The sequence below is a fragment of the Lachnospiraceae bacterium genome, from assembly GCA_022794035.1.
Lineage (GTDB): Bacteria > Bacillota > Clostridia > Lachnospirales > Bianqueaceae > CALWPV01.
Genome location: JAAWDX010000003.1, coordinates 149,728 through 161,361, shown reverse-complemented (window position 1 = coordinate 161,361; position 11,634 = coordinate 149,728). Strand labels below are relative to the sequence as shown.

10 protein-coding genes are annotated in these 11,634 nt (G+C 36.7%); all 10 read right to left on the bottom strand.

Features of this window, described 5'->3' with window-relative positions; genetic code table 11:
- Window positions 1–25 precede the first annotated feature (25 nt).
- The gene (locus HFE64_02400; GenBank protein ID MCI8632320.1) at window positions 26–1,183 is read right to left on the bottom strand and encodes a LegC family aminotransferase; all 1,158 of its coding nucleotides are present in this window, start codon (window positions 1,181–1,183) and stop codon (window positions 26–28) included.
- Window positions 1,176–2,336, bottom strand: a complete 1,161-nt coding sequence (locus tag HFE64_02395) for an acyltransferase (GenBank protein ID MCI8632319.1) — start codon at window positions 2,334–2,336, stop codon at window positions 1,176–1,178. The genes HFE64_02400 and HFE64_02395 overlap by 8 nt, the downstream gene beginning before the upstream one ends.
- Window positions 2,311–3,009, bottom strand: a complete 699-nt coding sequence (locus tag HFE64_02390; GenBank protein MCI8632318.1) for an NTP transferase domain-containing protein — start codon at window positions 3,007–3,009, stop codon at window positions 2,311–2,313. The genes HFE64_02395 and HFE64_02390 overlap by 26 nt, the downstream gene beginning before the upstream one ends.
- 12 nt (window positions 3,010–3,021) lie before the next feature.
- Complete coding sequence (locus HFE64_02385) at window positions 3,022–4,002, bottom strand: SDR family NAD(P)-dependent oxidoreductase (protein ID MCI8632317.1); 981 nt, start codon at window positions 4,000–4,002, stop codon at window positions 3,022–3,024.
- Between the two features lie 3 nt (window positions 4,003–4,005).
- Complete coding sequence (locus HFE64_02380; protein MCI8632316.1) at window positions 4,006–5,298, bottom strand: oligosaccharide flippase family protein; 1,293 nt, start codon at window positions 5,296–5,298, stop codon at window positions 4,006–4,008.
- Between the two features lie 65 nt (window positions 5,299–5,363).
- On the bottom strand, window positions 5,364–6,743 hold the full coding sequence (locus HFE64_02375; GenBank protein ID MCI8632315.1) for an oligosaccharide repeat unit polymerase: 1,380 nt from the start codon (window positions 6,741–6,743) through the stop codon (window positions 5,364–5,366).
- 130 nt (window positions 6,744–6,873) lie between these two features.
- Entirely contained in the window at window positions 6,874–8,025 is a 1,152-nt protein-coding gene (locus HFE64_02370) for a glycosyltransferase family 4 protein (protein MCI8632314.1), read from the bottom strand.
- Window positions 8,026–8,051: 26 nt separating this feature from the next.
- The gene (locus tag HFE64_02365; protein MCI8632313.1) at window positions 8,052–9,101 is read right to left on the bottom strand and encodes a glycosyltransferase family 4 protein; all 1,050 of its coding nucleotides are present in this window, start codon (window positions 9,099–9,101) and stop codon (window positions 8,052–8,054) included.
- Window positions 9,102–9,173: 72 nt separating this feature from the next.
- Entirely contained in the window at window positions 9,174–10,508 is a 1,335-nt protein-coding gene (locus HFE64_02360; GenBank protein MCI8632312.1) for a nucleotide sugar dehydrogenase, read from the bottom strand.
- 18 nt (window positions 10,509–10,526) lie between these two features.
- On the bottom strand, window positions 10,527–11,618 hold the full coding sequence (gene wecB, locus HFE64_02355) for a UDP-N-acetylglucosamine 2-epimerase (non-hydrolyzing) (protein MCI8632311.1): 1,092 nt from the start codon (window positions 11,616–11,618) through the stop codon (window positions 10,527–10,529).
- Window positions 11,619–11,634: the final 16 nt, after the last annotated feature.

Here is an 11,634-nt window from a genome sequence, read left to right as displayed (position 1 = left end):
AATCTTCTTTCAAAATTTTGAACCTCTACCGTAATTGCTCAATTACACATTGAACATCCTGTTCTGTAAGGTTGGTACTACAAGGAATATTAACTATATGTTTATTATAATATAATGCTTTATCAATTTCAAAACTCATGTTCCCTTCATAAGGCTTTTGTTGATGAATCAACCCCCAAATTGGTCGACACTGTATTTTTTTCTCCCCAAGCCTATGGATCAGAGAATCTCTGTCGAAGGGATAGACTGGATCGCAGAAAACCGAATAAAACCAGTGATTGCTACGAGTATTCTCTCTAAATCCAAGCATACTGAGCCCAGGAATAGAGGAAATCTGCGAATGATAACATTCGTAGTTTTTGATTTTTATTTCAATAAATGTTTCCAGCTGCTCCATTTGAGCTAACCCTAAAGCAGCTTGAAGATTAGTCAATCTATAATTATATCCAATTTCATCATGAATAAAATTCAATTCATCAGCTTTTGCTTGGGTCGTCAAATGCTTTGCGTGAGCCAACATACTCCTATCATTGGATACAATCATTCCACCGCCACCAGTAGTAATAATCTTATTTCCGTTAAATGAATATACACCCATATCGCCGATTGTACCAGCAAAACGCCCTGAATAGGCACCATCCGTGTACTTGGTTCCAAGTGCTTCGGTTGCGTCCTCGACAATTTTTATATGGTAGTTTTTAGCAACAGCAACAATCTTCTCCATATCTGCCATATTCCCAAAAACATGAACAACAACCATAGCTGGAATTCGGCTTCCTGTTATTTTGTGATATAACACATTATTCTTGATTTCACACTCTTCCTTACAGAATTGTTCCAACTTTATAGGATCAATACACAAGGAGTCGTCGCAGTCCATGAATATGGGCTCAGCCCCAATATACCTTACTGGGTTAACAGCAGCGATAAATGTAAGTGTTGGTACAATGACCATATCATTTCGTTCAACGCCACAAAGCATTAGCGCAATATGTAACCCAGCTGTACCACTTTGACACGCAACAGCTCCAGGCGTTTTCACATATTCTGACACAGCCTTTTCAAAATCTGAAACATAACTTCCTGCTGTAGATACCCATTCTGTTTCTACAGCATGCTTAACATATTCGACTTCATTTCCTTTAAGATTCGGAACCGATAATGGGATAAAACGATTAGTCATTCTTCTTTTCCAACCTTTCCTTGTCAAATAACATGTTGATTTTTTCACTGAATTTGATAACGAACTTTTCAACTTTTAAAACGTCGAACAATTTTGCTCGGCCAAGATCAATAAAACTACATATTACAAAAACCAAAATTATGCATCCTGATAAATGCAACCATAGCAACTGAGAATTCATAACATCCTTTGAACCGAGCATTATCCATAAAGAATCCCTAAGCGCAAAGTGAGTATGAATAATAAATACACCCAGCGTCGTTTTAGCAATTCTATTTATCAATCGGGTAATTCTATCTCCAGAGATCTGTATACGGGCAAATAAACAAAACATTGATACAGATGCAATGACAACAGGAATGGAGTTATATTTATATAGTATATCTGTAAACCCTGATATAGCTGGTATGCTATCAGACATAGCCCTAACTGCAAACTTAAATATCGGCAATAACAGAACAGTAAGCATTCCTAGGATCAGTACAGATGTTTTAATAGCTTTTATTCTCTCGGCATAAAAACGGCTTAACAAAGCTCCTACCAAATATAGAGCCACGTACCAAAGTAAACTATATCCATTACTTACACCGAATGCATCCCAAAAGAACAGTACTGTTGGAATGATCGAGAAAAGAATAAGAACAGCAGCCGTTACCACTTTCATCTCTTTTTTTGACATTGCCTGTATTGCATAATTTAGCAACGGTAACAAGCAATACAAGGCAAAATAAACGCTCACATACCAGTTCGCCCTACTAGCTACGTGAAAAATAGCCATAAATACGCCTTTAACAGAAAACTCATATATATTTAACGCAACACACATAACAAACAATACAACTGAATAAAAAGCTCCTGTTAACCAGAAAGAAATCAATTTATTCAATTTGAACTCTGTCTTCCAAAGAAAATAACCACTGATTAACATATAACAGTTTACTGAAAAATAGCAGATTGCTTCGACAACCCATATTAAGTAATAATTAATACTTCCTTCTGATACATCCCAAAGTGCTCTGCCTTGGTTGAAGTAGTGCAAAATAAGAATCATCAGCATAGAAATAATTCTAAGCAATTCGATATTAGGATTACGTGTATTTTGCCTTTCCCCCATGTATCGATGAATCTCATTCTTTGAATTTCTCATAATCATCTTGCGCCTTTTCGTAATCATCTATACGACCTATATCCAGCCAATATTCTTCAATATCATACTTACGAACAGGTATATCCTGCTCTAACATACCCTGAACCAGCTTATCGATACCAAAATATGTGTCTGCAGGAATACAGTCTAATATTCCCGGCTTCATCATATAAATTCCTGCCATTGCATAGGTAATAAGGTCGGGTTTCTCCTGTATGCCTGTTACACGATCCCCTTCAAAAAATATATTTCCAAAGGCATAAGGCATAATAATCTTTTTTAGTCCGATGGTTAAGAGAGAATCATTACTACAGGCGTAATCATACATTTTATTGAAGTCCATAGTGGTAAGGATGTCACCATTCATTACAAGGAATGGTGAAGTTAATAAATCAGATACTAGCTTAATTGGTCCAGCAGTGCCCAAGGGCTTCTCTTCCTTGCTAACAACAAGCTTTACACCATAACGAGAACCGTCCCCGAAGAAATTCTCTATATAATCTGCTTTATAGTTTGTTGCCAAGACTATTTGTGTAAAGCCATGTTTCACTAATCTTTCAATCTGAATCTCTAACACAGCCTTTTCACCTATCGGTAAAAGTGGTTTTGGAATAGCATTAGTAAAAGGCTTCAATCTAGTTCCCAATCCTCCGGAGAGTATAACCGCTGTTTTTTCCATAGTATTCATCTCCTAAATATTATAAATATCGACCTTGTATTTATCTAAGTTATCTTTGAAAAAGGCTATCGTCTCCGCTAATCCTTGTTCAAAGGAATACCTTGGCGACCACTCTGTAAGTGCTCTGATTTTCTCGTTGCTACCCAGCAGGCGATTCACTTCACTCTTCTCTGGACGCAATCGTTGCTCATCACATATAATCCTCGCCTTTGGATTAATTTGACGAATTAACTCGTTACCCAGCTGTTCTATCGAAATTTCCTTTTGCGTAGCAATGTTGATTTCTTCACCAATGGTTTTATCTGACCGATAAATTTCGATAAATCCATTCGCAGTATCTTTCACGTAATTAAAATCGCGAGTAGGAGTGATGGATCCAAGTTTAATTTCTTCCTTCCCTGCGAGCAGTTGTGTAATAATCGTGGGGATTACAGCCCTAGCCGACTGCCTTGGTCCAAAAGTATTAAAAGGACGTACAATAGTTATTGGTAATTCAAAACTGCGATAAAAAGATTCCGCTAAACGATCAGCGCCAATTTTTGTAGCTGAATATGGTGATTGACCTTGATATGGATGCTTTTCGTCTATTGGGACATATTGAGCTGTACCATATACTTCAGATGTTGACGTAACCAGTATTCTTTCTGTCTCCAAAAGCCTTGCTGCCTGCAAAACATTTAGTGTTCCTTTAACATTTGTATCCACATATGCATCCGGAGAATGGTAACTAAAGGGAATGGCTATCAGTGCAGCAAGATGGAATACTGCTTGGCAACCAACCATCGCTTCTCGCACCCCATTGGGATCACGAACGTCGCCAGTAAATACTTCAACATTCTCCATAATCTCTTTAGGAAGGCTATCTAACCATCCCCATGTATTAAAAGAGTTATAATAAGCAAATGCCTTTACTTGATATCCTCTTTTTACCAACTGCTCAGTCAAATGGCTTCCAATAAAACCATCTGCGCCTGTAACTAAGATCTTTTTCATGCGCTATACTTCCTCCTTAAGAGTTTTATTTTTTATTGACTTCATATACATAACAAATCCGGTAAAAGACATCGCCCCAGATACCAGAATGACAATAAGTGATGTAAACACCGCTCCCATACTTTGATACTTAGGAATCAGCAAAAGATCTAATATGACGTTTAAAACGCCACTGATTGCACAAACCACCAGATTGAACTTGACTTTTCTCATTGATAACAAAAGCGTTCCAAAAGGAATGCGAACAACGCTTGACAATAAATACCCTATGGATGAAATTCTAAGCATTGATACAGCATCGAAATACTCAGGTCCATATAATGCTTGGATAATTAGTTCAGCGCCTAAAAACAAAACAACAGCGACAACGCCATTAATGGTCAGCAAGCCCAAGAGCAGTTTTTTGGTACTTGATTTTAGCCAAAGATAATTCCCTTGGTTTTTAGCAAAATTAGGATAGACTGCCGTGACAATTGCCGCGGTAATAAAGGTCGCATGAGAAGGAATCCCTGAACCAATTTTATATGCAGCCAACACTTCTGCATTCGGAATAATCTGACCAATCATCTCCAAATCAATATATCCCAGCACATTGGACAAACTGTTTGTCAGCATACAAATAATAGAAAATTTAAGGAGTGGTTTTATTTCACTCTGCTGAAACTTTTCGGTCTTCCATGCGCCAAAATTTCTATTTCTCAATAGAACAAAAATAATATAGCCAATAGCAACAACATAACTTGCGTAATATCCAACAACATACCCATATACCCCAATACAAAGCGTTAGAAGAATAGATACCGCAGCGTATGAAAAAGAGTTAATGTTGGTAGACTTTGCATATTGAATCATGCGATCCTGAGTACGCAAAATTGTGTTTCCATACTCATAGCAAAACGCAATAATTGGCAGCCAAGCCAAATATAGCACATATTCCGAGGCTCCCTTCATATCCATCGGAATGACCATGGCATAAACTAACAGCAGGATACTTAAGATACTATTAGCGATCAATCCAAAGAGAAAGCCGAATTTATAGTATCTTTTCTTTTTCTCACTGCTGATTGATTCTGAACAGAATTGTAAGATACCGCTGATAATTCCGAAGCCGGAAAATACCATAATAATTGATACTTTATTATATGCGAAAGAAAACAGCCCGTAATCTTCTTTCGAAAGAATCCGAACAATGACAATGCTTAATATCATGCTAATGCCTTTGTTTACTCCAGATGCTATTAAGACACGCGATATATCAGACTTTAGATATTTTATTTTCTCTTTAATCCACTCCATTACCAATCACCTCCTCCATACAATACAATTATTATATCCTGTTTGAACTAAATTTCTGCTCCGCTTTATAGCTTTCCCACCATAGGAGTAGGCTTATAGCGCTTCATTCGAATGGCTTGTTTCCTCATAACAAAAATAAGGATAAAAAGATGTAAATAAGCAAGTGGCAATTTGCACGGATCCATACTAATCACAGCTGACCATGTAATTGTAGCACATATCCAGAATTTAATTGCAGAACACTCTTTTGGAAAAGCTTCAACTATACTTTCCAATTTTCTTAACAAGCACAGTATAATTATACTATTTCCGATCAGACCCAAAATCCCTCCCTGAAAGAAACCCGAAGTGAGAAAGTCAACCGGTACCCCTCCCAAATTTTTCGCGCCTCTAGAGTATTCATAAGAAACAATGCTCGTCATTGTTTGTATTTCGGGTAATTGAATCCCTATTTCTGAAAAAAGGCGACTTGGAAGAAGTTCAGGAACCCACAAGACGTAATCTTTGAAGAAACGAAAACCATATTTTTCAATAAAATGCGTAACATTTAACGTATTTGCATATGGATAAGACAAGTCATTCAATGTCGATTCAATATTCTCAATCAGAGTTACCTCAGTCGTCTGACCGGACGATACTGAGCGCAATATCGTACGCAACGACCCCGAACTCAAAAAAACGAACACTGCAATAATCAAAAAAACAGAGATAATCCTTGAGTCCTTAATATCTTTTCTTTTAAGAAATGCATACAAAATACACAATGTAAAAAGAACAATAGGGCCTCTCCCTTGATTATACAAAAGATACAGCAGCAAGAATATCAAGACAACCGCCAACCAGATCGTTACATTCCTTTTCTTTTTCAAGCAAGAGAGCAAACAAATCGCAGCGCTGTAAATAAAACCGGACATTGAAAGGCAAATTGCTCCTATTGAAGAAAAATATTCAGATTTGTCAACATTATAACCGCGAAGATTGCCAGCAATACCTAGCATAGCTGAAATCCCACCCAATTCATAAATTACAACACCAAAGCAGATTATACCAATGATTGCAAAGAGTCTTCCCGCCTTATATAAAGTAGTATATAACCCTTGTGTTTCATATAATTGCTCATCAGCAGACTCTGTTTTTGCTCTTTTTGTAAAAATATTAGTACGAAAAACAAAAATAAATATCACATAACCTATAATGGCTAATAATAAAGATAAATATCTCTGTTTTTCTGTTGTATGTGCAATAAAGTTAAACCTAATTATGTTCATATGAAGCCAATCTGTGTAATTCAATAATAGCAGCATCAAAGGAGGAATGACAAAATAATATATCAAGAAAAGAGCATGAAATGTGATGCTAATGGATATACCTCTATTTTTCAAGTGGATTAAAAATATAAGTGTTGCAATGATTGCCACAATTATATAAAAAACAATTAATAGCATATTTCTTTCATCCTCCTTTGCCTGCTGATGCAATTGCGCTCCCTATTCAGCTATAAGCTCAATATACGATACTTTTGACTACCTGCTCTGCATAGAAGCCCCTACAAATATCATAACAAAATATAGCAAGTCAGCTTATTAATTTCATAGATATATTTACATAATGCAACTCTTCCAAGGGGTGAACCTTAGACTTACATTTAATAACTTTCAAAATTGCATTTTTTATTGCCTCAACATCATTGTCGCATACTATGAAACGGCTAAATGACTCCAAATATTCATACATCTGATCTCGTTTTTCGCCATCAACGATAACTAAAATAGCCTTATTAGTTCCGGCTTCATGATATATTTTTCCTGGAATTTGAGTACCACGAGAATTTAATATACAAACCACCAGATCCGCCTTTTCTTCATATGAATCTTTTATTCCCCTTGGCAACACATTTATATTTGCATCTGATTCCAATGTCAAATCAGTATCACCAATTATATCAGCATGTATTAAGTCACCTAATTCTCTGCATGCCTGATAAAATGGTACAATGTTTCTTACATTACTTTTATAATCACCATAGTATCCAACTACAAACTGTGAATTACAAGTTTGTGGATACTCTTTCTTTTCCATATAGGCAATAGGTAAAAAACACATTCTTTTAGCGTATTTGGGAAATAATTTTTTTTGCTCGTCTAAAGTAAAAGGAGAAACATAAACAATTTTATCTGCTTTTCCAATTAAGCCTCTCTCACAGGCTTTAAGGATTATTTTAGGATATATACTCTTTTGAGTAATATCTAGAGTAAGAGGGTCACCCCAATATTGAATCCACTTTCCACATTCCAAACCTTGTTTCAATAATCTTTTCACAACAATATGTGCTGTTTTAGGATCCGATGAAGAAATAACAATATCATATTTATTCGTTGGCAAAAGATCAAGAGAAATCGATTTTGCTATATTAATTGTGTTATCATATATACATAGTTTATGCCAAAGCGTACGAGCAGCTGAGATCACTATTTTTTTCAAGCTAGATTTATTTTGGTTTATAGTCTTACTTGCATTTATAAACAAATTATTTGGTTTAGTTCGAATTATATTTATGTCTTGAATAAAATGTTTGGGTTCCGCCTTTGCATTGGTATTCGTATCGGGAACGGTCAAAAAATCAATTTGATGACCCTGTTCATGCAAACCGCGCGCAATGGCAAGTGTCCTAAACATCGAAGAAGTTATCGCCTCAATAGGAGACATTTTTACGATTAATATTCTCACTTGAACACTCCTTTCTTTGTCCAGATTTACAAAAGGTTTTCGTAAATTGTTTTATACTTACGGCAAATTTCATCCCAGCAAAAAGAGCGCGAAGCAGATATTAGATTCCTTGAAATTCCAGAATAATTTGTAACTATTTTCTCAATGGCATCCGCAATGTCCTGAGGTTTTCTGTCATCAACGCTAAAACCAACTTGTCCGTCTTTAAAGTGCCCATCAAACCCTTGCCCCTTTGTATATATAACTGGTAGTCCTTGCGTCATTGCTTCAACATATACCAATCCAAAGGTTTCCGTATGAGATGGCATTACAAAAATATCATTTGCCCGATACACAGATATGAGTTCTTCTTTAGGCTTTGGAGCCAAAATAACCGTCTTTTTATCCGTCGATATTTTCTCTAATACAGAATCATCCATAACTTTTCCGACAACTGTTAACGAAACCTCAAAACCTTTTAGCGAAAGAAGCTCCATCGCTCTTTGAGTAGTATCAATATTTTTATTTTTATCAATTTTCCCAACATAAACAAGATTTATTTTATTACATAACTCATTTTGTAGTCTATCGTATACATTATTATGCCAAAAATCATCAATCCCATTAGGCATAATCAGGCTTTTCTTTTCAATTTCATCTTGGTATTTTTTAGGAACATATTTTTCAAGGACAGTTCTTTTATAAGCAGGTGAAAGGAAAAAAACCGCTTTGGCATTTAACAAAATCTCTACACCTCTATGACGTAGATAAAGCATGTATTTCAAAAAAGTATTAACATCCGTGTTTCTAACGGCCACAACATACGGAATTCCTAGTTTACGTGAAATATGCATCGCACAATTCCCATCTGTAAACAAAGTATATGCATGAATACAATCGAACGACTCTATATCCACGCTATCCAAAAGACCGTTTCGAATCTTTCTTTGTTTATAATCAAAAAATAAACGATCCCATTTTTTAAAGCACTTTTTAACAATTACATTTGAATTTGGCTCCACAACAGATAAAGATATATCATATGTGGGCGCAAAAACAACATTTTCCACGTCTAAATCATTTAAATGATTGACCATCGTTTGATGCAATTCTGTTGTTAAATAATTGCAATTAATATGTAATACCCGCATTACTGAATCTACCCTTTATTATAATCTCCAATACGTCAAACCGCTTGCTTCAAGTTCCATTACAGAATACAAACCCTTTACATCAATCAGCACTTTCTCGTCTTGAGGAATATCCTTAAACATCTTACCAAGCTTATCAAGTCCAAGCTGTCTGAACTCATCATGCGCAACTGCCAGAATTAAACAGTCCGCATCCACGGCAGCCTCTAACGGACTAAGCTCAATATTATACTCATGTTTTGCATCATGTGCACTTGCCCACGGATCGATAACAATCGGCTGCACTCCATATTCCATCAAACTATTATACACATCGGATACTTTTGAATTTCTTGTATCGGGACAGTTTTCTTTAAAGGTTAGTCCAAGAATAACAACCTTGCTTTTTATCGGAGCCTTGCCCACCCTGATCATCTGCTTGATTGCCGCATCCGCAACAAATTTTCCCATACTGTCATTGACCATACGTCCATTGAGAATAATCTGGCTATGGTAACCAAGTTTCTCCGCTTGATAAGTAAAATAATAAGGATCAACTCCAATACAGTGACCACCTACAAGCCCCGGACGGAAACCAAGTGCGTTCCACTTTGTATTCATCCCTTCTACAACTTCGTTTGTATCAATACCCATACGATCAAAGACCATTGCAAGCTCATTCATAAACGCTATATTGATGTCACGTTGACTGTTCTCAACCACCTTAACTGCTTCAGCAGTTTTAATATTGGACACAGGATGTGTACCAGCCTTGATTACCAGATCGTAAACAGCCTTGATTTCCTCGAGCGCTTTTTTATCACAACCGGAAACAATCTTTTTTATATTTTCAAGTCGATGAACCTTGTCACCAGGATTAATTCTTTCAGGAGAATAACCTATCTTGAAATCAACACCACACTTTAATCCAGATTCACGCTCAATAATAGGTAGACAAACATCCTCAGTAACGCCAGGGTAAACTGTGGATTCGAACACGACAATAGAACCTTTCGTCAAATTTCTGCCCACAATTTCACTCGCACCAATAACAGGAGTCAAATCAGGCGTATGATCAAGATTTACAGGCGTAGGTACAGCAACAATATGGAATTTTGCCTTTTGCAAATCCTTTTCATCTGCTGTAAACATAACCGTCGTCTGCTTGATTGCTTCATCCCCGACTTCATTTGTCGGATCAATACCAGATTTGTAAAGTTCGATTTTCGCTGGATTCAAATCAAAACCTACAACTTTTACACCCACTTTTGCAAACGCAACTGCAATAGGCATACCAACATATCCCAAACCGATAAGCGAAAGTGACGCTTTTCCATTCTTTATTGATTCAAACAGCACTTTTATTCCTCCCATTAATCAGCACAAACTAAATTAAAGCTCTAATATATCCGCAATTCGCTTGCTTGCTAAACCATCACCATACGGATTACTTGCTTTCGACATTTCCTCATAGGCATCTTCATTTTCAAGAAGCTGCTTAAAATTATCATAGATAACCTGTTCATCAGTACCTACAAGTTTAAGAGTACCTGCTGCAATACCCTCTGGTCTTTCAGTAGTATCTCTCATAACAAGAACCGGTTTTCCAAGAGAAGGAGCCTCTTCCTGAATTCCACCGCTATCTGTTAGAATCAAGAAGCTTTTTGCAAGAAAATTGTGAAAATCAAGTACTTCAAGCGGTTCAATTATATGAATTCTGTCACATCCACCTAATTCTTGAGCTGCCGCCTCACGAACAACAGGATTCATGTGAATGGGATAAATCGCCTTAACATCAGGATGCTCATCCATGATACGGCGAATTGCACGAAACATATTACGCATTGGCTCACCAAGATTCTCACGACGATGAGCTGTTATAATTATCAAACGGCTGTCTGCAGCCCATTCAAGTTGGGGGTGTGTATAATCCTTTCGAACTGTAGTTTTAAGCGCATCGATAGCGGTATTGCCAGTTACATAAATGTTGTCAACGTCCTTGCCTTCTTTGATCAAGTTGTTTTTCGACATCTCAGTCGGAGCAAAATTATACTTTGCTATGATACTAACAGCTTGGCGATTAAATTCTTCGGGATAAGGGCTGTAAATGTCATATGTACGAAGTCCAGCTTCTACATGTCCAACTGCTATCTGCTTATAAAAACAGGCCAGAGCCGTTACAAAAGTTGTGCTTGTATCTCCGTGAACAAGTACAATATCCGGTTTAACTTCATCAAGAATCTCTCCAATACCATTTAGAATGTTGGTTGTAATATCAAACAAGGTCTGCTTGTCCTTCATGATAGACAAATCATAGTCCGGTGTTACATTGAAAGCTTCAAGCACCTGATCGAGCATCTGACGATGCTGCCCTGTAACACAGACAACTGTGTTGAGATTTTTTCTTGTTTTAAGTTCATTTACTAAAGGGCACATTTTTATTGCTTCGGGTCTTGTGCCAAAAACAAGCATAACTTTTTTCATCATTTTGCTCCCTATG